Raw genomic sequence first — 22,444 nt, forward strand, 5'->3', positions numbered from 1 at the left:
ACCAGTGCCTCGATGACGTCGAGCAAGCGCCAACGCCGCGTTCGCGCTGTGCAGATTGCGGGCACAGTGGATGCCGCCGCTCGGCTCTGCGGATCGGCGGCGGATACAGTCCAGATCGATAGGGATCGCAGGAGGGTACCGCTGATGTCCGTGAACATTCATCTCTCGCTGTACGTCGAAAAGCTCTCCTCTCCAGCGGAGGCCGACGCCATCGAGGTGGCGGTGGAAAAGGTGTTGAAGGAGCACGGGATCGACCCGTGGACGGTGGTCAGCGTCTTTCACAACCCGCCCTGGGTGAAGGCAACCAGCGAGAACGGCCCGATCATCGTCCGCGGGTTCGGCGAGTGGAGCAAGATCTTCGAACGCGACGTCACAAATGTCATTCGCGATATTGCGCCTGAAGCGGACATCGATCTCGAATGGGGTTATCCGGACGGGGACTGACCTGCTGGTTGAGCTTGCTGCGCCAACTCGGCTTCGAATTCGGATCGACTTGTGATCTCTTCCAAGATGGCGATGGGTTATCTCGGTGACTCCGGCGGGGCGGCCGCGCAGCCGATATCGGCACCACGCCGTTGTTGTTCAGAGCCTGCATGAGGGCGGTGATCGAACCGGGGTCCAGTTTCGACGGAGGTGGCGGGTTCGGCGTAATGGCGTCAGCGTTGCCCTGGGGTGGCGGTAGCGAGTCTCCGTCGGCTGGACAAGGGTCGCCGGGATCGCCACCATCCAGCAGACGACGTCCAGCAGCGAGAAGGACGGGACGCCGAAATCGTTGAGAATGTTGGTGATCGGCGCCGCCGTGTGTAGGAACCAACGCGGAATGCTCGCCGAGTTCGCGATCAACCATTTGCCTGTAGTCACCACCGCTGGCGCTTCGCGCGAAAACGCCGAGGTGCTTATCCGGCCACATCCGCACGGTGCCCCCGTGCTTCGATCCGCGGGCAATCGATGGAGTTCGACGAGCGCAACGTCGAGGTCGGCTACTGCGACGAGTCCGAAGGCGATCGTCGCCGAGCGTCTCCTCGGGACAGGTGGAGAACCGTAGTTGCGGCCATACGTAGTGCAGGCACTCCGGCTACCGATGTGTCTTTTCTACCTATCCCGGAATCCTCGGTTTGTCGGTGGTCGGCGGCTACGCCCAGCGGGATCGAGGGGTTCTCGCCGGGTGTGATCGCCAACTGCGCCGCGGAACGCGCGGTGATGCCGGCGAAAAGACCCGGTCGGCACTCCATCGCCGGGTTCGGACGTTCGAAGGCCGGCCTTCGCGCTCGAGGGAGACCGGTGGAAAGGGTTGCCGTCGGTCGAGGCAGACGCTTGTCTGAGCCGGCCGACATGAACAGAAACGGTGTCTGCGATGACCGACGTACTGCCCCTTGCCTACGGGTACCTGCGCGACGATTTGCTCGGCGAACGCGACGCGGCAGAAGACACATTACGCGCTGCCGCGAACGCGCTCGGCTACGAGCTGGGAACGGTGTTCCACGAGCCACGGTGCGGGAGCGAGGGGCTGCCGCCGGCGTTCGTCGATCTGCTCGCCGAATGTCGGCGGGCAGCCGCGGAGGCGGTGATCACACCGCAGGGCCATCTGTCGGAGACAGTATTCCGAACCGTCTTGCAGTCGGCCCTGACAGCGCGTGGCGAGTTGGTCGTACACGAGGTCGGCTCCTGATGTCGAACGGACCCGACAGGATCTGCCGCCCCGCTTCGGCGGGGTCCACCTGCCCGTCGCCCGCCGCGCCCGCAGCGGCGAAGCCCACCCCCGCCGCAGGTTCGAAAGCCACGCTGCGCTCATACCCCGAATTCACATCGTCGGATTCCGGTCCGGACCCGGGTCGGTGCCTGACTCCCGCCGATTGGAGAGCGGTGGCCGGTTGGCTCGATCCGGGCCGCACTCCGCTCGAGGGTTGGATGGGGGCGGAGTGACCGGTTCCGCGTGCTTCCGTATCACCGCTCGACGGTATTGAAGATCGAAATACGAAGGTGAGCGAGTCGCAGATATGCGAGTAGAGGAAGCGAGGGACGTCCGCGTATTCAGCTGGAGTGCTATTGGCGCCACTCGTCGCCGGTTGGGCGCCCGCAATGGCTGAGTCAGGGATCCCACCGGCGTCGGGTTCGGTCTGGCCGGTCGGTCATGCTGTGGCGTTGCTGCGAGATCCGCTGGCGTTTTTGTCGTCTCTGGCCGATGCCGGCGATGAACTCGTGAAGATACGAATCGGTCCTGGGGCCGCGGTCGTGGTCTGTGACCCGGACATTGCCGATCGAGTCCTTCGTGACGATCGTACTTTCGACAAGGGTGGCCCATTATTCGACATAGCGCGAAAAGTGGTGGGTGACAACGTGATAACCTGCCCGCACAGTATGCATCGTCGGCAGCGACATTTGATCCAGCCGACGTTCAGTCGCTCCCGGCTCGAAAACTACGGCCGAGCGATGACGGCCGAGGCCGATGCCATGACCGCTGCTTGGAGCGACGGTCAGGTCGTGGATATGTTGGCCGAGGCATTGCGCCTGGCTACTCAAACGGTGATGGCGACTATGTTCTCCGGTGCGCTCGCGCCGCACGTCCGCGATCGGGCATTGGACGATGTCGCGGTTATCGTCAACGGGCTGTACCGACAGATGCTGTCGCCGCCACTGCTGAATCGGCTACCGACTCCCGGGAATCGCCGGTATGGGCGAGCGCACGCAAGTCTCCGCGAGTTGATGACGGCAATCGTCGCCGAACGGCGGATCGATGACACCGACCACGGGGACCTGATTTCGGCCATGCTCGCGGCCCGAGTCCCCACCGAGACGACCACAACCACCCGCATCAGCGTCGGCATGACCGACAGCCAGATCTGCGATCAGCTCATGTCCTTCTTCATCGCCGGATCAGAGACCACCGCCAGCGCGCTGGCCTGGGCATTACATCTGCTCGTGGCTCATCCCGACATCGAGGAACGTCTGCACAAGGAAACGGACCGGGTGCTCCACGGGGCTCCGGCTCGCTACCGGGACCTGCCCGACCTGCCGCTGACGGGGCACATCATCGCCGAAGCATTACGGCTCTATCCCCCCGGCTGGTTGTTCACCAGAACAGTCACGGCCGATACGCGACTGGGCAGCTACGACCTTCCCGCCGGAACCTCTCTGGTGTACAGCCCTTACCTCCTGCACCGGCGCAACGATCTCTATCAGCACCCGAATCGCTTCGATCCCGACCGATGGGACACCACGCAGCCGCCGGTCCCGCGGAAGGCGTTCATGGCATTCGGCGCCGGACCGCGGCGATGCGTCGGCGAGGCCTTCGCTCTCACCGAACTGTCCCTGGCACTGGCCACGATCGCCAGTCGGTGGCGGATACGCCATCGCGTCGGCAAACGGGTCCGTCCTGCGGTGGCGATGGCCCTGCATCCTCGCGAACTGCGGATACGTATCCAGTCAGCCAGTCGGGGCGTTGCTCGGCCGTCAGCAGAAGGTGACCGATGAAAGTTCCCGAACAGCCTGCTCTGCCCGGGATCTTCTGCCCGATCGAATCGAACATCCATCCCGCAGTCGGCACGATGGAAAACCGGTCGATCGGTTGGTTGAGGGCCGGCGGGTTCCTCGATGATCCCCACCAGGGACGCGCACTGGTCGCGACCAGATCGGCCGAGTTCATGGCGAGGATGGCACCCCACGGCTGCGTCGATCGACTGCAGATCGCTTCGGACTGGGCCTACTGGGGGTTCGCGTTCGACGATCGCTTCGACCGTGGTCCGCTGTCGAAGGATCTCGGTGGGTTCGTGTCCTATGCCAACAAGCTCGTGCGCGTGCTGGAGGCGCCCGGCTCGGAATTGGCGCAGGCAGACCCGCTCGTGCGAGGGCTCATCGATATCTCGACACGGTTCGCCGGCCGTGTGACACCGGTTCAGCATCGTCGATGGATCCAGGCCCACCGTGCCTGGCTGTTCGGAGTCTGCGCCGAGATGAGTACGACCACGACGCCGAGCGTCGACGAGTATCTCGCCATCCGGATCAACAACGCGGCAGGCGAGGTCGTCACCGTCATCACAGAACTGGTGAACGAGTACGAACCTCCCGCGGCAGAGTTGGAGCTGCCTCGGGTCCGGGCACTGACCGAGATGACACGTGTGCTCGCGGCACTGGACAACGACCTACACTCCCACCCCAAGACAGTGGCTTTGAACGAAAGCAACCAATACAACCTGCTGACGGTGATCGCAGCGCGCCATGCCTGCGGGCCGGACGAGACCATCGCCCGAGCCGTGCGGTTGCGCGACCGGATCATGTGCCGGTTCCTCCTCGCCGGAGCACAGACCCGCGGGCTGAGCAGAGACACCCGTCACTATCTCCACGGTCTACGGCACGTGATCCGCGGAAACCTCGATTGGGCGCTCGACGTGGAACGGTACAAAGTAGACGGTCGAACCGTGGCGGACCGTTTCACCATCAACGATTCACCTACCGATTCATCAGCCGAAGCCCCAGGAATGTCATCGATCAACTGGTGGTGGCAGGTATGACGCGAGGCGATTCGTGCAGGGCGTCCATGCGGCAGCGCGTCCGCGCGAGCTGACCGGATGTGCAGAAAGTAGATGTTCTCGCCATCGATCTCAGTGGTGAACTGCGGGTAGGCGTTCAAGCGATGGCCGGATCCGGCGGTGGCCAGATGGCTTCGCCACCGAGCGTGACGCGGACTTTCGCCGGGGATCAGAGACGAGGATTCGAACGGCCGCGCTGTGGCCTGCGCGCGGCTTCGGCGCTCACGTGGGCTTGTCGATCGGCCGGTACGAAAGAGCGGATAGCTGCTCGGGAGCTGATCATCAATTTGTGAAGTACAGCGGCCATTTGCGCGTCGACAGTCTTGTAGGAACTGCCGCGTCGGGCAGCGATGGCCGTGTTGGTCCACCCCGCCGCGGCGAGTACGGCGACCTCCTGCTCGGCCTCCGACAGCTGGGGCCACGGTGAGGGGCGGCTACGCCGGACCGGATGCTCGACGGGCAGCTTGTCCATGGACAGGCTCCCCAGTGCCAGTTGCGCCACTTCGTCCAACTCCGGCCGCAACAGGGCACCCTCTCGTTCGGCCTCCGCGAAGGCGTCGTCCCCCAATATCTTCCGGGCGGTGTCTGCGGCGAGTTCGGTCTCGGTGGCGAACGGGCCGAGGTGGGCGATATCCACGCCTAGCCCTGCACGAAGCGTGGCCCCGCCGCCGAGCAGGCGTGCGATATCACGCGCCTGTGCCGTCACGGCTGCGGACGGTTCATCGCCGACGGCGCCGACCATGCGAGCCAGGGTCCATGCCAGCATGTGCACGGCCCATACCGCGCCCCACCGGTCGCGCATCGCGAGCTGTTCCGATAATGTCGCGCGTCCCAGGGCAAGCGCCTCGTCCATGTCGCCGTGCTTACTCGCCGCGATCACCCATGCCAGCTTCGCCCAGCAGATCGCCCATTGGGCCCCCGAACGCTCGGCATTGCCGAGGTGGACGCGGCAAGTTTCCAACGCTTGTTCGGCTGTGCCGAAGAACGCGGCGGCCAGCGCTTCGAACAATTCGCTCATCGCGGCACCGCCCCCGTCACTCTCGGCGGCGAAACGCGCCCGCGCCCGGGCCAGGACGTCGATCGCCCGCGTATCGCAGCGAATCAGCATCAATTCCGCACCTCGGGCGAATTCGACCGCAGCGGGGAGCCCGAGGTCCACGTCGGGTTCCTCGCGCCAGCGCAATCGGTCTGCGCCGCCGGGCACGCAGCGGGCGACGCATTCGTCGAGCAGGTGTTCGGCATCATGGTGCACCCCCTGGCACATACTGATCCAGGCAATCAGTGACATCGCCACGACCTGCAGCGGTACCGGCTCGGGATCGAGGTCCCGGGTTGCCGCGAGCGCGCGCTCAGCCCACCGGCGCGGTTCCCGCAGTGAGCCGGTAAAGAACGGTATGCGCAAGGCGATCAGCCCGGCGGCGATCTCGAGTCCGACCGCCGCCTCGCCCGGCGTGGCGATACTGCTCTCCATGGCCGACAGCAGGTTGTCCCAAGCGGCCCGCGCCCAATCGAGCAGCGCCTGCTCGTCGGGCCCGAACCAACCGGCACGGGCCGCAGCCACCTTGTCGCGGTAGTAGCGGCGGTGCCTGCGCGCCAGCCGCTCGGCTTCCGCACCGTGGTCCCGGAGGCGTTGCTGGGCGAAGAGGCGAATGGTTTCGGCCATCGAATAACGCACCGTGGTCTCGGTCAAGTGGATCGAGACCAAGGACTGATCCACCAACCGGACCAGCAGGCCTTCGATCTCGGCCCGGGCCAATCCGTCCGCACGGCCGGGTTCGTCGTCGGCGCAGACCGCTTCGATGGCTTCCAACTCGGCGCCGACATCCTGTCCGGCCGCGTCGGGGCTGTCGCTGCCGATGTCGTACCCGGCCGCGAACACCGACAGGCGGTCGAACAGCAGCCGTTCCTTGTCCCGGCAGAGGTCATAGGACCAAGCGATGACATCGCGGATGCCACGATGCCGGACGTCCGCTCCGACTCTGGGTCCGTTCTGCCACTGCAAGCGCCGGTCGCCCGCCGCACCGCTGAGGTCACGCAGAATCAGGGGCAGCGGCTGACGGGACAGTCGGGCGGCCGCCAGCCGGATATAGAGCGGGTGATTGTGTACATGCCGGCAGATCGCTGAGGCCAGGTCCTTTTCCTCGTCGGCGAGGGTATGCCCGACAAGGTCGGCGCGGGAGCGGAATAAAGCAAGCGCCTGTTCATGCGATAGCGCGGGCACCGGCACCAGTTGCTCGTCGACCCACCCGATCGCCTCGCGGCTGGTGGCCAGCACGGTGAGCCCGGGTACCGCGTCGAGTAGGCCGGCTATCACAGCGCCCGCGCCGTCGAGCACATGTTCGCAGTTGTCCATGACCAGGATCGTCTGCACATTCCGCCCGGCTGCGTCGCGGCGGCGCAGCGTGTCCAGTACGGCGTCCCATGCCGACCTTCCGGAGAAATCGGCCTCGATCACCGAGCCCGCGATCTGTTCCTCCACTGCTGTCGCCTCCGCGCCCCGAGGCAGTACTGCCAGCCGTACCCAGTGCACCGGGACGCGCCGCGCCCGTTGGAAGCGCTGCACAGCCTCGGTCGCCAATCGGGTCTTTCCGATGCCACCCGCACCGATCAACGTCACCAGGCGAGTACCGCCCAGCAACGCCAGCCCGATTCTCTCCAGCTCCCGATCGCGGCCCACGAAATCGTTGGCCGCCGCCGGCGGCAATCCGCTGACAGAAGTTCGTCCTGCCGACACACAGGCAGCCTAGCGGAACCAGGAATCGACGGTCCCGGGTGAGAATACGATTCCGGTACGGACGCTGGGTGTAGCGCGATCGTCGTCCCTTGTCCTGGGGAACCGGCGCTTTGGTGGCCGCCGTGCGGCCGGGCAGCAGCCCCTGGCGTGAGGTGTCAGAACGGTGGTAGAGCGCCTGGCGGGTTGCGAGTTCGCTACGGAAAGGTGTTCTACCTGCTGTTCGAGTCCTGAGGGTTCTGCGGGATCCGCTGCGGCGCAGCGCAATCCGTGCCGAAATCTGCTGGACGGAATGACAGCGGCCGGAACAATACGGCGCTCGGAGGTGGTGTCGGTTCTATGGGTGATCGGATCGGCGCCAGGGGCGTAACTCGATGAGCGAGCGCGAGCGAGCCGGTACGACGGAGCTGATCTGCAAGGAGGCCGACTCGGCCAGTTCGCGCAGCTGGTCGAGGGTGCGTTCCCGGCCACGGACGTAGCAGAGCATTCGCAGGTCTCCCTCGGTGTCGAGTGCGTTTCCGTCGACAGCGCCGATGTGGTCGAGGACCAGTACCCTTCCGGTCTCCGCGGCCGCCTCGGCGCAGCATCGCAAGATCCGGGCGGCAGCGTCGTCGTCCCAGTCGTGCAGGATGCCCGAGAGCAGATAGCCACCCGCTCCCGCGGGAAGGGGATCGAAAAAGCTGCCGACCTGCGCGCGGGCTCGATGGGCCAGCCCGGCGGAGGCGATGGCCTGTTCGGCGCGTGCCACCGGGCCGGGCAGATCGAGGACTGTCCCACGCAGTTCGCCATGGGCGCGCAGGATGGCGATCAGCAAGTCGGCGGCGCCGCCACCCACGTCGACGAGGTGACCGAGCGCGCCCCATGGGTAGGCCGCGGCCACCACGGGCGCGTCCTCCACCAGGCGGGCCCCCATCAGCGCGTCGAACGACGCGCCCCGCACGGAGTCCGCCGACAGATCGTCCCAGAACGTCCGGCCGAACTGGCGCGGGAAAGCGGGCTCACCGGTGCGAACGGTGTGCAACAGCTGGACGAAGCATAGATCGGCGCGGCCGATGGCGCCGTCGAGATCGATCCAGCGTCGCACTCCTTCCGGATCATCGTCGCGCAGGCGCTCACCCAACGCCGTCAAGCCGTACTTGCCGGTGCTCGCACGAAACAGCACTCCGGCGGTCACCAGATGGTCGAGGAGGCGGCCCAGCGCGTCCCGGTCCGCATCCACCGCCGCGGCCAGCGCACCCGTGGTCTGTCTCCCCGCGGCGATGTGGTCGGCGAGCCGCAACGTCGCCGCCACCCGGATCGCCATCGGGGTCACGAGGTCGGCTGCAGCCCACAGCGCCCCACCCCATTCGACCGACTCCTCCGCCATGGCGTCTCCTCGCTCGACGACAGCTGGTCCTGACTGGGCTTCGCGGTCAGCGCAACGGCACTTGCCAGCACAGCCTGGTGCCCGCGGGGCTCCCGTCCGGCCCGGTAGCGGCAGCGACGGTGAAGGTTCCCGCCGCCTGTTCGGCACGCCGGGCCAGATTCGTCAGACCGCTCGGGGTGATGTCGGTGGGCACACCGCATCCGTCGTCTTCCACGACGACGGTGAGATCATCGGCCACCGTGACGTCGATCGAGACGGCCTCGGCGCCGGAGTGGCGCACGGCGTTGCTGACCGCTTCGCGGACGACGGCTTCGGCGTGGTCGGCCAGTTCCGGTTCGATCACCGAGAGCGGTCCGCTGATGCGCACGGAGGTGCGGATGTCGCTGGGAGCGGTTTGCTGACGGATGGCTTCCTCGATGCGTCGGCGTACTCCCGTGCTGTGGCCGTCGCCGCCGTGCAGGTCGAAGATCGAGGTCCGGATCTCCTGGACGACATCTTGCAGGTCGTTGATCGCTTCGGTGACGCGTTCGCGCACTTCGGGGACGCGGGTGCGGGGGACGGCGCCCTGCAGGCTCAGCCCGACGGCGAACAGGCGCTGGATGACGTGGTCGTGCAGGTCGCGGGCGATGCGGTCGCGGTCGGAGAGGATGTCCAGTTCCCGCATGCGCCGTTGCGCGTCGGCCAGCTGCATCGCCAGCGCCGCCTGGTCGGTGAAGGCGGCGGTCAACGCGAGGATCTCGTCGTCGTAGGGAGCCGACTCGGTCGCGCGCAACGCCACCAGCACGCCCACGGTCGAGTCGGAGGTCCGCATCGGCAGCACAAGGGCGGGCCCGGCATCGGGGAAGATCTTGCCGAGATCGGCGCGGCGCGCGTCGTCCACCCGCTGGGGCGAACGCTGCCGGAAAGCCTGGCCGATCGTGGTATCGCCCAACGGGAGCTGGAGCAGCCCTTGGTCATGCGGAGCGCCCGCGGCGTGCGTGACCAGCAGTTCGGTGATCTCTTCGGGCGGGCTCTCGGGATCCGGGACGACCGCGAGCAAGGTCCGCTCGGACCCGGTGAGCCGCTGAGTGGCCTCGACCAGGTGGGTCAGGACGCGGCCGGAGGCGGTGCCTGCGAGGAATTCGGTGGTGATGTCGCGAGTGGCTTCGATCCAGGCCTGGCGGGTGCGGGCGGATTCGTAGAGGTGGGCGTTGTCGATGGCGATGCCGGCAGCGGCGGCCAGGGCGCGCACGATGACTTCGTCGTCCTCGGTGAACGGCTGCCCGCCTGCTTTCTCGGTGAGATACAGGTTGCCGAAGACCTCGTCGCGGATACGGACGGGCACGCCGAGGAAGGTTCGCATCGGTGGGTGATGAGCGGGGAATCCGACCGAGGAGGGGTGATCGGCGAGGTTGTCGAGCCGGATCGGTTTGGGCTGGCTGAACAACAACCCGAGCACGCCGTGGCCTTGGGGCAGGTCCCCGATCTGCTCGCGGGTGGGTTCGTCGATGCCCTCGTAGATGAATTGGGTGAGCTGCTGGTCGTGGCCCCGCACGCCGAGGGCGCCGTAGCGGGCGTCGACCAGGGAGATCGCGGTGTGCACGATGGTGCGCAGGGTGCGGTCCAGGTCGAGGCCGGAGGTGACGGTGAGCATGGCCTCGATCAGGCCGTCCATCCGGTCGCGGGCGTCGATGATCTGCTCGATGCGATCCTTGACCTCGCCGAGCAGTTCGCGCAGCCGCAATTGCGAGAGCGTATCGCGCACGGAATAGGCATCGGCCGACGCGTAATCAGTCGTCTCCGCTGCTACCGGAACGTCGTCAGCGCGACTGCTCGCCATGGGTCCAGAATATTTCACCTGGTTCCGGAAATGAACGCCGGCGGGAAGCGGAAGAATACGCGGCGTTTCTCGGCATCGAAGTGGCCCGGAACAAAACACGGACCGGTCCGGCCCCGCGCGAAATCGTCCCGACCGTGGCCGACGGTCAGAAGTCGAGGGTGGAGCCGGACGGCCGGGACCGCAGTTTGGACGCGTAGACCGCAGCCTGTGTGCGCCGCTCCAGGCCGAGCTTGGCCAGCAGGCGGGATACGTAGTTCTTCACCGTCTTCTCGGCGAGGAACATGCGCTGAGCGATCTGGCGGTTGGTCAGTCCTTCGCCGAGCAGGTCGAGAAGTTTGCGTTCCTGGTCGGTGAGCGCGGCCAGCGGCCCGTCGTGGTGGGTGTTGGCACGCAACCGCTGCATCAAGGCGGCGGCTGCGCGGTTGTCCAGCAGCGAACGCCCTGCGCCGACCTCCTTGATGGCTTCGGCCAGCTCCATGCCCTTGATGTCCTTGACCACATAGCCGCTGGCTCCGGCGAGGATCGCGTCCAGCATCGCCTGTTCGTCGGTGAACGAGGTGAGAATCAGGCAGCGCAGATCATCGAGCCTGGACAGCAGTTCCCGGCACAATTCGATGCCGTTGCCGTCGGGCAGGCGCACGTCGAGAACGGCGACGTCCGGTCGGAGCGCGGGGATGCGGGCGAGGGCTTGGGCGACATTCCCGGCTTCGCCGACCACGGAGAGTTCCGGGTCGCCGGAGAGCAGGTCGGCGAGGCCGCGGCGGACGATCTCGTGATCGTCGACCAGAAACACCGTGATCATCGAGTGTCCAATCCGGGAGCAGGTGTGGAGTCGACACTACGTACCGGGCGGGTCGCCCGGTACGGACCAAAGTCCTTTCCCGCGCCCGCCGCGGGTTCGCGCGGGCGTGGTCACCTTACCGGCGCGAAGCCGCGGAGAGCTGGACGTGCGGCGCGCCGGGGACGCCGTCGGACCGAGACCGGCAGCGATCGGTCAGGGCGTCGTCGCGTCGGAGCGGGTGAGTCCTTCTCCGATGAGGATCCGGTGGACTTGCTGGGCGGCCGATACCTGCGCGGAGTCGGGTGGCGCGCCACCGGAAAGTCCTTCGAGGCTGTGCGCCAGGACCGCCACCGCGTCGGTGAGTGCCTGGAGCCGGGCGTCGACCTCGTCGAGACGAGAAGATTCCGGTTGCGTGACCGGCGCCGCGTCCTGCAACGTCCCCGCGAGGTCGCTTCCGCGCAGCACCGCGCGCAGATCCTCCGGCAGCAGCGCGAACACGTGATCGAGTTGCCCGGGCGAGAACAGATCGGCCAGCGCATCGGTCACCGCGCCGGCCAGGGCGTAGGCCTCGTCCCGGGACACGCCCGCTTCCCGCGCGAACTGATCGAGGAACGAGGGCACGTCGTGCGCGACGGGCACGTGCGCGGGCACCCAGCCCTCGTAGAAGATCCCGCGCAGCAGTTCGGGCAGCTGGGCGCTCAGGTGCGCGGCCGCGTTGACGCCGATGCGGTCACGCACGGTGTGCAGCCACGCCCGTAGGGCACGGTGCGCGAACGCCCGGTCTTCGGTGGCGAGTCCGTCGCTCAAAGTGCGCAGCCACTCGTGCGCGGTGTGCACCGCGGGTGCGAGAGGGTCGCGGTGGTAGCTCATGACGTGTGCCTTTCACGGATGGATCGCGGTTGATATCGACGAGACTTCTCGTCCGGCCCCGGACCGGTGAGAGGCGTCGTACCCGCACCGACGGGACCATGGTCACACCGAGGCCGATCACGTCGGCGCGGGCCTTGCCGGGTACCGCCGCAGTGGCAGCGGGTTCAGTGGGAGCCCGTGACCGTGAAGATTTCCGTCACCGGTCGGCGGGGGGTCGGCGGGATCGTGTCCGTGTCGTCGGGTGCGGAGCCGACCCGGAGGAGTACCTGCGAGATCGCCGGCCGGGGAACGAGGCTGCTGAGCAACCCACGGGTGGTGGGCAGTTCGGTGACGTGGGTCAGCGCGCAGGTCGCCAGCCCCGCGGCGGTGCATTCCAGCAGCACGGCCGACAATGCTTCGCCGGTGCGCAGCCACTGCGTCACAGAGTCCGCTTCGGTGGCGAGCACCACCAGCCGCGCGTGATCGTCGAGTCGGGCGCGTCGCATCGCATGCGGGGCCGGGGGAAACGCGCGTGCGACTCCGACTCGGGCGAGTTCCGCGTCCGACACCAGCGCGGAGGCGGGGACGCCGTCGGGTGCCTCCGAATGCCCTGCCCACCATTCCAATTCGGTTTGATAGAGCAGGTCGTGACGGCGTAGTGCGCCGACTTGCTGGGAGGCGGCGGCGAGCCGGGGCCGGGCGCTGTCGTCCAGCACGCTGAGTTCCACCTCGTGCGGGGAGGTCAGCATCCGCAGCCGGGGGAGAAGGTCGGCGAAGCCTTCCGGTTCGGTCATCGGCAGCCGATCGGTGCGGCGCCGGTTGATGACGAGTGCCCGGGTGTGGATGGCCTCGGGTGGGTCGGGCCAGTGCCGGAATTCGATCACCGCGAGATGATCGGGTCGCTGCCGGTCGGGTACGCGCGTCGTGTCGGTGTGCCAACCCTGGTCCGCGAAGGCGGTGCGCGCGTGATGCAGCACGGCTCCGCAGCTGATCACCAATTGGCGGCCGTGCGGGTCGGTGGAGGGCAGCAGGCGATCCGCGTCGGTGTAGAGATGCAGGCGCCTGCCGTCGAACACCCAGCGCCACGGCTGGGTGTTGTGGACCGAAGGCGCCCGGCAGGCGAGACGCAGCGCAGCCAGGAGGTCTCGGTGCCCGGGGACCGAGACAGCGGGTGCTTCATCGTTCGCGGTCATGCTCCCAGCCTTCGCGGGCCGGCGCCGCGAGAATACGGGCGTTCCGCCCGGGATACGAGGTCCTTGGTCCCTCTCGCGTCCGTCATGGCTTCGCCGGGCCGGGCCGGTGCGGTCGCCGCCGTGGTGTTCTTCATGGCGCCCTCCTCGTCGGTCTCCGGCACACGGGCACGCAGCATCGCCAACCCCCACCACAACAGCCGGACCGCGAGAGCGGAGTAGATCACGACAGCGAAGTACACCAGGCCCGCGCCGTAGTCGCGGGCCCAGTCGGGAAGCATCACGACCAGCGCCACGAGCATCCCGAGCAACATGATCGAAGCGAGCACCACCGCGGGAACCGCCAGGGGCACGGCCTCCGGGTCCGTTGCTCCGTCCGGCGGCCATCGGGGAATGAGACGCGGTGGCATAGAGCACAGCTTGCTCGAGCAGCGTGGCCGACGGGAGGGTACTGCTGCCCGGAAAGCGTGTGCCGAACGTCCCGATGCCGGTGGGACCTCAGTCCGCGCGCTCCGCGGACTCGGGCATGTCCAGGATCTCATCGAGCGCGCGGCGCGGCGTCTGAGGAGCGTGTTCCGCGGTCGCGGGTGTCGAGCCGACACGAACCAATACTTGGGGGACCTCGGAGCCCGCGAGCAGCGTGCGGACGGCGGCGCGGCTCTGCGGGACTTCGGTGAGGTGGGTGAGCGGGCAGGTCGCGTATCCCGCGAGGGTGCATTCCAAGAGCACCGTGGAGAGCACCTCGCCGCAGCGCACCAGGTCGTCGGCGGTGTCGTCGCCGGTGGACAGGACGAGGACGACCGAATGGTCGTCGGCGACCTCCGCACGCCGGTCGCCGGTGACGGTGGGGAACTTGCGGCCCACGCTCACGCGCTGCCGTTCCTGCTCGGAGATCAGAGCTTCCTCGGGGATCCCTGCGTCGGCGATGACGTGCCCTGTCCACCATTGCAGTTCGGCGTGGTAGCCAGGGTCGTAGCGGCGCAGGGACGCGCTCATCTCGGATGCCCGGGCCAGCGTGGGGCGGCTGTCGTCGTGCAGCACGGTCAAGGTGGCGTCGGCGGGGTCGAAGGTGCTGCGCAACACGGTTTCGAAATCAGACCATCCGGTGGGCGCCGCGAACGGCAACCGGTCGGTGTGCCTGCGCAGGATGGCATCGGCGCGGGCACGGTCCCCCTCGGTCACGAAGCCGGCCGGTTGGAACGTGATGGTGGCCAGATGAGTGCGACGGTTCGGATCCGGGAAGCGGGCGACGACGATCCGCCAGCCTGCGGCGGCCATGGCCGCGCGGAGATGGCCCAGTGCGATGCCGCAGCTGATCAGCATCTGGCGCCCGGCGGTGTCGGTCGCCGGGAGCCTGCGTTCGGGCACGGCGAACAGCCGTAGCGCGTGGCCGTCGAAGGTCCAGTGCCAGGGCTGGCTGTTGTGCAGCGACGGCGCCCGGCCGGCGAGGAGGACGGCCTTCTCGATGGTGTCTCCGGTGGGTAGCTCGTTCATATGGCCGACGTTAGGTGTCCGGCGCCGCGAGGAAAGGAGTCGTTGGTCCCCGATTCGTGTGGTCGAGACGACCGAAATAGTAGGAGAGCCCGAACGCCATCAGCGCGCCACCGGCCCCTGTCGCGACCTTCTCACCCGTCGTCCGCAGTCCGCCGCGCAACAGTGCGCTGCCGATCACGAGATTGATCGCACCCCACGCGACGTTAGCGGTCGGGGAGGACAGGCCGACCCCGGGCGGATTCGCGAACGGGGTGGGAAACCGTTCTCCGGCCAGGCCCTTGACGGCGTGCGGGACGGTGTTGACGAGCAGTCCTCCCGCCGCGAACCGTGCGAGCGTGCGTGTCGTGGAGCGAATTCCCGTGGGCATGTATCTCCTGGATGACGGCAGTAGCTCGGAGAATATCGGAGCTACTGCCGCCATCCTCGGGAAGAGCGCGCCGCCCGGCTTCCTACTTGCGGTATGCGCTGAACGTGGCGCGCAGATCGCCGATGATGAGGTCGGGTTCTTCCATGGCGGCGAAGTGGCCGCCCCGGTCGAATTCGGTCCAGCGCACGATGTTGTTGTTCTGTTCGGCGATGCGGCGCACGGGTGCGCCGATGTTGTGCGGCAGAACTGCTACGGCGACCGGAACGTCGGTGTAGGGCTCGGGCATGCCCCAGGTGGCGGCGCCCTCGTAGTAGTAGCGTGCCGAGGAGCCCGCGGTGCCGTTGAGCCAGTAGATCATGACGTTGGTCAGCATCGCGTCGCGGTCGACGGCGTCCTCGGGCGCGTTCGTGGAGTCGGTCCAGTCCTTGAATCGTTCGACGATCCAGGCCAATTGCGCGACCGGTGAATCGGTGAGCGCGTAGGACAGCGTCTGCGGGCGGGTGGCTTGCAGCATCGCGTACGCGCCGAGTTCGTACTCGTAGCGGCGGGCCAGCTCGACGGCACGCTGTTCGGCCGGATCGTCGGGGTCGGCGGTCTCGACGGTGGCCGAGGCCATATCCGTCAGGTGTACGGCGACGACGTGCTCGGCGTCGATCACCGCCAGTTCACGGGAAATGGCTGCGCCGGTGTCTTCACCGTGCGCGGCGTATCGGTCGTAGCCGAGGCGATCCATCAGCACCGCCCAGGCCCGGGCGGCCCGCGTGGTCGACCAGCCCACCGCGGGGCCGGACAACCCGTACCCGGGGATGGTCGGCACCACGACGTGAAAGGCGTCCTCGGCGTTGCCGCCGTGCGCCACCGGGTCGGTCAACGGCCCGATCACGTCGAGGAACTCCACGATCGAACCGGGCCATCCGTGCGTGAGCACCAGCGGCAACGCGTCGGGTTCAGCCGAACGGACGTGGATGAAATGCACGTCGTGACCGTCGATCTCGGTACGGAACTGCGGGAAGGAATTCAGCCGGGCCTCTTGGGCGCGCCAGTCGTAGGTGTTGCGCCAATAGTCGGCCAGCTCCCTGGTGTAGTCGAGCGGGATGCCCTGGGCCCAGCCCACTCCGGGAGCCGAATCGGGCCAGCGGGTGGCATCGAGCCGTCGATTCAAATCGTCGAGCTGCTCTTGGGGGACGTCGATCCGGAAGGGAGTGATCTCTGTGCTCATGGAAATCACCCTAGAATCCAGTTAGGACAACTTCCGCCCTAGCTTTCGGGCAGAATTTCAGTGTGTTGGAAACCTCGGCCCGACTGCTCGAACTGCTGTCCCTATTGCAGACACCCCGCGACTGGACCGGCGCGGAACTCGCCGAACGCCTGCGGGTCGATGTGCGGACGGTCCGCCGCGACATCGGGAAGCTGCGCACCCTCGGCTATCCCGTGCACGCGGTCGCGGGCGCAGCCGGATATCGGTTGGGCGCGGGAGCGCAGCTGCCGCCACTGCTGTTGACCGATGACGAGGCCGTCGCAGTCGTCCTCGGGCTGCGGACCGCGGCGGGCGGGACCATCGCGGGCATAGAGGAGAGTTCGCTGCGGGCGCTGGCCAAACTGGAGCGGATCCTTCCGACGAGGCTGCGCCACCGCGTCTCGGCGCTGCAGGCGGCCACGGTCAGCATGCCGGCCGGAACCCCGGCGGTGGACCCGGACGTGCTGACCGCTATCGCCGCCGCGATCCGCGACCACGAACAGCTCCGCTTCGACTACCGCACGCACAGCGGCACCGAGATCCGCCGGGCGGCGGAACCGCATCGGCTCGTGCACACCGGACGGCACTGGTACCTGGTCGGCTGGGATGTCGACCGGGCCGATTGGCGCACTTACCGGGTGGACCGCCTGCGTCCGCGCATCCCGAACGGCCCGCGGTTCGCTCCGCGCGAGGCGCCGGAGCCGGGCCTGTCCGATTTCGTCTCCCACGGCGTCAGCACCGCTCCCTACCGGTACCGGGCACGCGTCACCCTCGACGTACCCGCAACCGTGGCGGCCGCGCGCATCGCACCCACCGTCGGCCTCGTCGAGGCGATCGACGACGGGCACTGTCTGCTGCACACCGGCTCGAACTCGCTCGACGAATTGGCCGTTTATATAGGTCTTTTCGGCTTCGGATTCCGAGTCCACGAACCACCCGAACTCATCGACCACCTGCGCGCCCTGGCGGACCGCGTCGCCGAGGCCGTCTCTTCCGAAGATCGGCGATCGCACTAGGCAGTGCCTCGCCTTCAGGGAACGGCGGTGAACAGCTCGTAGCTGTGGCCGTCGGGGTCGCGAACGTAGATCCCGCGCCCGCCTGCCAGGTGGTTGATTCGACGGTCCCATCCGCGTTCCGGGCCGGAGCCGTACTCGACGGCGGGCCACTTCGTCAGCCGCCCCAGCACGGCGTCGAAGGTGTCGTCGTCGACGAGGAAGGCGTAATGACCGGGCTCGACCTGTCCACGGTCGTCGAAGTCGAACGTGAGATCGTCGTTGACTCGCACGGGCACGAACGGTCCGCTCGGAGCGGATACCGCCAGCCCCATCAGCTCGGCGAAAGAGTTGCCGAGGAGTGCTTGTCGGTCGCCGGGACGATCGTGTGATTGAGAACGATGGACATCGCCGCCTCCTGTGTAGCGCGCCGGGAAGGGCCACTTGTATCCCCCGGGCCACGGCCGGTTCCGCAGTGGCGGGCTCCGGCGATGTGGTCGACGGTGGCCCGGCGCTCTTCCGGCTGGTCCGTTTCTGGTCGCGCCGCTGGAGCAGCCAGGCATGCACGGGAGCTTCCCGGGCATCGGACGGAGAATCGCGGCGCGTGCAGCACATCCAGGTCGTGGAAGCCGTCGCCGCCGGGCTGCGGTCGAGCGCTGAGGCCACCGTCACCCGGGCGCGATCTTTCGGCAGCTGACCTACTCCGAGAACGCTCTCGCCCTCGGATCAGTCGCCGCACCGGCACTTGCGGTGCGCGCGGATGTTCGAAACGCTGCCGTAGGCCGGGCCGTCGGGCGTTTCGCCATACCTCGAGCACCAGGTGCGGTACCTCTGAAACCTTCGCCGAATTCGCGGGCCCCGCCGGATTTCAGCGTGGCGCCCATCTCTTCGCCGCAGCGTGGTCGTGTGTGGGAACGACCTCGATCCCCGGGGGCAGACGGTGCAGGCGGTGGATGGCGGCGAAGGCGGCGGATCGATCGTGATCGACGAGAAGCCCTGGCAGCGGCGGCTTCTGACGGAGCAGCGCGATCTGCTCCCGGCGCCAGACCGCGTCGCCTGCCAGCAGCACGTAGCCGCCGTCCTGCACGGCGAGCACGAGCCCGATGCTGCCCGGGGTGTGTCCGGCGAGGTCCACCGCCAGGACCGAGCCGTCACCGAACAGATCGTGGCTCCGGGCGAAACTCAGCACGGGGGGACCGTCGAGGTCGAAGCAGGGCATCGGCCGTGCGCCGATCGACTCGGCGACTCCCATGGGGGCCGTCGCGGGGTTCGTTGCCCATTCCAGTTCGGCCGTGGCGACCCGCAGCGCGAGTGATTCCGGTAGATCGAGCAGGCCGGCCACGTGGTCCCAGTGGATGTGCGTCGCGATCGCGAAGTCGATGCCCTCGACGGCGACGGCCGACATCGCCAGGGAATCCGCCAGGCCGACAAGCGCGTCCGGAGGAGCGACGAGCCCGCGATACGGGCGGCGCAGCTGCGGCAGGACCCGGGCGTGCACGTCGGTGCACATCGATGGATCGACCACGAAGCGAGCCTGTGGATGTTCGACCAGGAAACTGGTCATCGCGATCGCCACCGTGGACGGCCGCAGCGCTCCTTCGATCACTCCGTAGGCCGGGACCGGGCGCACGCCGTGGACCAGCGCGGTCAACCGGACCCTGGCCCGCGCCGGGGGCAGGTCCGCGTCTGTGATCGAATCGAGCAACTGTGTGTCGTGGCGGCGTGGGCGCAACGTACGCCACGGCATCGACACCCCGGCAGCGCAACACGACCACCATGTCTCGGCGGCCCCGGTCCGCGCCGTCAATGGTCCGGCAGATGGCAATCCCACATTCGCCCCTTCCGGCCCGACAGCGACACGGTCGACGAACAGCTTACTGAGGCAACGTGCTATCGACGGCGCGGCGGCCGGCCGCGCTGCTGTCGGCCCCCGCGAGCCTGCAGCGCGCTGCCCCGATGCGCGCGATGATGGAAGGGTGCGCACCCGCTATCACGATCACCTCGAGCAGCTGGCCGATCAACTGCGGGTGATGTGCGCACGCAATCGCGAAGCCATCGCGATGGCCACCGACGCTCTTCTCGGCGCGGACCTGGAACTGGCCGAGCGCACCATCGACTACTGCGCCGAAACCGTCGCGATGCGCGAGGACACCGAGCATGCCGCGATGACGCTCCTGGCGCTCGAAGCCCCTGTCGCGGGAGAACTCCGGCGGGTGGTGACCGCGCTGCAAATGGTCGACGATCTCACCCGCATGAGCGCACTGACCGAGCACATCGCCCGCGCCGCGCGGCGCAGGCATCCCGCCGACGCGGTCCCCGAACCGGTCCGAGATCTGGTGACCCACATGGGGGAGACCGCGGTCGACCTGGCGGATGCCGCGGTCGGCGTGCTGACCACCGCCGACCCCGGCGACGCCGCGGATCTCGACGCGCGCGACGACACCATGGACGACCTGCACCGCGACCTGCTCGCGGCGATCCTCGCCGACGAATGGGACAACGGCACCGCCGCGGCCGTGGACGTCACCCTGCTGGGTCGCTACTACGAACGTTTCGCCGACCATGCCGTAGAGGTCGGCCGCCGCACTCTCTATATGACCACCGGTCACCGCCCCGGCGACACACCCGCGCACTCCGGTTAGGTCGGGTCCCAGCTCTCTCGGCAACCGTGACCGCCCGCCCCGCAAGCCCGCGGCCCGGTACACGCTGATCACCCGCTACGGGGCAGATCACACGCCGGACCCGATGTGCCTGCCCACAGCCACCCGCCGATCGGCTGCGCATAAAGAAGTCCAGGCCGGCCCTTCAGGGCCGGCCTGGACTCCCATCGATGCCGATCAGGCGAGATCGAACCGATCGTTCTCGACCACCTTGACCCACGCGGCGACGAAGTCGTTCACGAACTTCGCCCCGGCGTCGTCCTGCGCGTAGACCTCGGCCACCGCGCGCAGCACCGAGTGCGACCCGAAGATGAGGTCGTTGGCGGTGGCGGTCCACTTGGCGGCGCCGGAGGCCCGGTCGAACCCTTCGTAGACGTTCTCCGCCGACTCCGACGGCTTCCACTCGGTGTTCTGGTCGAGCAGGTTGACGAAGAAGTCGTTCGTCAGCACGCCCGGCCGGTCGGTGAACACACCGTGGTCGGTGCCGCCGTAGTTGGCGCCCAAGGCGCGCAGGCCGCCGATGAGCACCGTCAGCTCCGGAGCGGTCACGTCCAGCATGTACGCCCGGTCGAGCAGCAGGCGCTCCAGCGGAGCCTTCTCGCCGGTCCGCACGTAGTTACGGAACCCGTCGGCCCGCGGTTCGAGAACCGCGAAGGACTCGACGTCGGTGTTCTCCTGAGTCGCGTCCGTCCGCCCGGGCGAGAACGGCACCGTGATCTGGTGACCGGCGTCCTTGGCCGCCTTCTCGACCGCCGCGGAACCGGCCAGGATGATCAGGTCGGCCAGCGAGACCTTCTTGCCGCCGGAGGCCGAACCGTTGAAGTCCTGCTGGATCTGCTCCAGCACGGGCAGCACCTTCGCCAGCTCGTCCGGCTCGTTGACTTCCCAGTTCTTCTGCGGCTCGAGGCGGATCCGAGCGCCGTTGGCGCCGCCGCGCTTGTCGGTGCTGCGGTAGCTCGCCGCCGCGGCCCACGCGGTCTTGACCAGCTGCGCCACCGACAGGCCGGACTCCAGCACCCTGCTCTTGAGCGCCGCGACGTCGGACTCGTCGATCAATTCGTGATCGACCTCGGGAACGGGATCCTGCCACAGCTGCGGCTCGGGGACCCACGGACCCAGGTAACGGGTGATCGGGCCCATGTCGCGGTGCAGCAGCTTGTACCACGCCTTGGCGAACGCCTCGGCCAGTTCCTCGGGGTGCTCCAGCCAGCGGCGGGTGATCTCGCCGTAGATCGGGTCCTCGCGCAGCGCCAAGTCGGTGGTGAGCATCGTGGGCGTCCGTGCGGGCCCATCGAACGGGTCGGGAATGGTGCCCGCGCCCGCGCCGTCCTTCGGCTTCCACTGCCATGCCCCGGCGGGGCTCTTGGTCAGCTCCCACTCGTAGCCGTAGAGGTTCTGCAGGAAGCCGTTGCCCCATTTGGTCGGGGTGGACGTCCAGACGACCTCGAGACCGCTGGTGATGGCGTCCTTCCCCTTGCCCGAGCCGTAGGCGCTCTTCCAGCCGAGGCCCTGCTGCTCGATGGGTGCGCCTTCGGGCTCGGGGCCGACCAGGCCGGCATCGCCGGCACCGTGGGTTTTTCCGAAACTGTGGCCGCCGACGATCAGCGCGGCGGTCTCTTCGTCGTTCATCGCCATGCGGCCGAACGTCTCACGGATGTCGCGCGCCGCGGCCACCGGATCCGGGCGGCCATTGGGCCCTTCCGGGTTCACATAGATCAGGCCCATCTGGACGGCGCCGAGGGGGCCCGCCAGTTCGCGGTCACCGCTGTAGCGCTCGTCGCCGAGCCAGGTGTCCTCCGGACCCCAGAAGACCTCTTCCGGCTCCCAGATGTCCGGGCGGCCGAAGCCGAAGCCGAAGGTTTGGAAGCCCATCGACTCCAAGGCCACGTTGCCGGCGAACACCAGCAGGTCGGCCCACGAGATCTTGTTGCCGTACTTCTGCTTGACCGGCCACAGCAGGCGGCGCGCCTTGTCCAGGTTGGCGTTGTCCGGCCAGCTGTTCAGCGGCGCGAAACGTTGCGCACCCTGACCGCCGCCGCCGCGGCCGTCGGCGATGCGGTAGGTGCCCGCGGCGTGCCAGCTCATCCGGATGAACAGGCCGCCGTAGTGGCCGTAGTCGGCGGGCCACCAGTCCTGCGAGTTGGTCATGATTGCCGCGACGTCCGCCTTGAGGGCGTCGACGTCGAGCTTCTTGAACTCTTCGGGGTAGTTGAAATCCTCACCCAGCGGGTTGGACTTGGACGAATGGGCGTGCAGCACCGAGACATCGATCTGCTCCGGCCACCAGTCCTTGTTGCTGCGGGGGCGATGGTCCGTCTTCGCGGTGGGGGACGGGATCGCCGGGTTCTCGCTCTCGCTCGCGCTGTGCGTCTGGGTGTCAGGATTGGGTGGGCGGCTATCGGATGACACAGCATTCCTTCCTGAAATGAGTG

The 22,444-nt window shown here is 67.8% G+C and carries 19 protein-coding genes; 6 read left to right on the forward strand and 13 right to left on the reverse strand.

Translation table 11 applies throughout. From position 1 onward, the window contains the following. The first annotated feature begins 12 nt into the window (after positions 1-12). The 4 genes from QMG86_RS14585 (at position 13) to QMG86_RS14600 (ending at position 4,508) form a co-directional block, all read left to right on the forward strand. Positions 13-444 carry a hypothetical protein gene (locus QMG86_RS14585; RefSeq protein ID WP_281880132.1) on the forward strand — a complete coding sequence of 144 codons (432 nt, stop codon included), beginning with the start codon at positions 13-15 and terminating at the stop codon, positions 442-444. A gap of 910 nt (positions 445-1,354) precedes the next feature. Next, the gene (locus tag QMG86_RS14590; protein ID WP_281880133.1) at positions 1,355-1,669 is read left to right on the forward strand and encodes a hypothetical protein; all 315 of its coding nucleotides are present in this window, start codon (positions 1,355-1,357) and stop codon (positions 1,667-1,669) included. Positions 1,670-2,136: 467 nt separating this feature from the next. Next, on the forward strand, positions 2,137-3,471 hold the full coding sequence (locus QMG86_RS14595) for a cytochrome P450 (protein ID WP_281880134.1): 1,335 nt from the start codon (positions 2,137-2,139) through the stop codon (positions 3,469-3,471). A 179-nt stretch (positions 3,472-3,650) separates the two neighbouring features. Continuing rightward, positions 3,651-4,508: a terpene synthase family protein gene (locus QMG86_RS14600; protein WP_281880963.1), complete on the forward strand. Its 858-nt coding sequence runs from the start codon at positions 3,651-3,653 to the stop codon at positions 4,506-4,508. A 187-nt stretch (positions 4,509-4,695) separates the two neighbouring features. Here the strand turns inward: QMG86_RS14600 and QMG86_RS14610 are convergent, their stop codons facing one another. From QMG86_RS14610 to QMG86_RS14655, 10 genes are all read right to left on the reverse strand, one after another. After that, positions 4,696-7,260 carry a helix-turn-helix transcriptional regulator gene (locus tag QMG86_RS14610; RefSeq protein ID WP_281880136.1) on the reverse strand — a complete coding sequence of 855 codons (2,565 nt, stop codon included), beginning with the start codon at positions 7,258-7,260 and terminating at the stop codon, positions 4,696-4,698. A 334-nt stretch (positions 7,261-7,594) separates the two neighbouring features. Then, complete coding sequence (locus QMG86_RS14615) at positions 7,595-8,623, reverse strand: methyltransferase (RefSeq protein ID WP_281880138.1); 1,029 nt, start codon at positions 8,621-8,623, stop codon at positions 7,595-7,597. Positions 8,624-8,669: 46 nt separating this feature from the next. After that, the gene (locus QMG86_RS14620; RefSeq protein WP_281880139.1) at positions 8,670-10,442 is read right to left on the reverse strand and encodes a GAF domain-containing sensor histidine kinase; all 1,773 of its coding nucleotides are present in this window, start codon (positions 10,440-10,442) and stop codon (positions 8,670-8,672) included. A 145-nt stretch (positions 10,443-10,587) separates the two neighbouring features. Next, a complete protein-coding gene (locus QMG86_RS14625) occupies positions 10,588-11,244 on the reverse strand; it encodes a response regulator (protein WP_281880141.1) in 657 nt (218 codons plus the stop codon). 192 nt (positions 11,245-11,436) lie between these two features. Next, a complete protein-coding gene (locus tag QMG86_RS14630) occupies positions 11,437-12,093 on the reverse strand; it encodes a DUF2267 domain-containing protein (protein WP_281880144.1) in 657 nt (218 codons plus the stop codon). Between the two features lie 164 nt (positions 12,094-12,257). Then, the gene (locus tag QMG86_RS14635; protein ID WP_281880145.1) at positions 12,258-13,265 is read right to left on the reverse strand and encodes an Acg family FMN-binding oxidoreductase; all 1,008 of its coding nucleotides are present in this window, start codon (positions 13,263-13,265) and stop codon (positions 12,258-12,260) included. After that, positions 13,262-13,672 (reverse strand): hypothetical protein, encoded by a 411-nt coding sequence (locus QMG86_RS14640; RefSeq protein WP_281880146.1) that lies wholly within the window; start codon positions 13,670-13,672, stop codon positions 13,262-13,264. The genes QMG86_RS14635 and QMG86_RS14640 overlap by 4 nt, the downstream gene beginning before the upstream one ends. A gap of 88 nt (positions 13,673-13,760) precedes the next feature. Next, positions 13,761-14,756 carry an Acg family FMN-binding oxidoreductase gene (locus QMG86_RS14645; RefSeq protein WP_281880147.1) on the reverse strand — a complete coding sequence of 332 codons (996 nt, stop codon included), beginning with the start codon at positions 14,754-14,756 and terminating at the stop codon, positions 13,761-13,763. Between the two features lie 10 nt (positions 14,757-14,766). Then, positions 14,767-15,123, reverse strand: coding sequence for a hypothetical protein (locus tag QMG86_RS14650; protein WP_281880148.1), 357 nt, complete (start codon positions 15,121-15,123; stop codon positions 14,767-14,769). Between the two features lie 82 nt (positions 15,124-15,205). After that, the gene (locus QMG86_RS14655; protein ID WP_281880150.1) at positions 15,206-16,342 is read right to left on the reverse strand and encodes an epoxide hydrolase family protein; all 1,137 of its coding nucleotides are present in this window, start codon (positions 16,340-16,342) and stop codon (positions 15,206-15,208) included. 62 nt (positions 16,343-16,404) lie between these two features. Between QMG86_RS14655 and QMG86_RS14660 the strand changes: the two genes are divergently transcribed. Further along, complete coding sequence (locus QMG86_RS14660; protein WP_281880152.1) at positions 16,405-17,376, forward strand: helix-turn-helix transcriptional regulator; 972 nt, start codon at positions 16,405-16,407, stop codon at positions 17,374-17,376. A 14-nt stretch (positions 17,377-17,390) separates the two neighbouring features. Here QMG86_RS14660 and QMG86_RS14665 read toward each other — a convergent pair whose 3' ends face one another. After that, on the reverse strand, positions 17,391-17,645 hold the full coding sequence (locus QMG86_RS14665) for a VOC family protein (protein ID WP_281880153.1): 255 nt from the start codon (positions 17,643-17,645) through the stop codon (positions 17,391-17,393). 575 nt (positions 17,646-18,220) lie between these two features. Then, positions 18,221-19,057 (reverse strand): MBL fold metallo-hydrolase, encoded by an 837-nt coding sequence (locus QMG86_RS14670; RefSeq protein ID WP_281880155.1) that lies wholly within the window; start codon positions 19,055-19,057, stop codon positions 18,221-18,223. A gap of 271 nt (positions 19,058-19,328) precedes the next feature. On the opposite strand from QMG86_RS14670, the gene phoU reads away from it, so the two are divergent. Beyond that, entirely contained in the window at positions 19,329-19,994 is a 666-nt protein-coding gene (phoU, locus tag QMG86_RS14675; RefSeq protein ID WP_281880156.1) for a phosphate signaling complex protein PhoU, read from the forward strand. Positions 19,995-20,189: 195 nt separating this feature from the next. Here phoU and katG read toward each other — a convergent pair whose 3' ends face one another. Next, positions 20,190-22,421 (reverse strand): catalase/peroxidase HPI, encoded by a 2,232-nt coding sequence (katG, locus tag QMG86_RS14680; protein ID WP_281880157.1) that lies wholly within the window; start codon positions 22,419-22,421, stop codon positions 20,190-20,192. Between the last annotated feature and the right edge of the window lie 23 nt (positions 22,422-22,444).

The sequence above is a fragment of the Nocardia sputorum genome, assembly GCF_027924405.1.
Lineage (GTDB): Bacteria > Actinomycetota > Actinomycetes > Mycobacteriales > Mycobacteriaceae > Nocardia > Nocardia sputorum.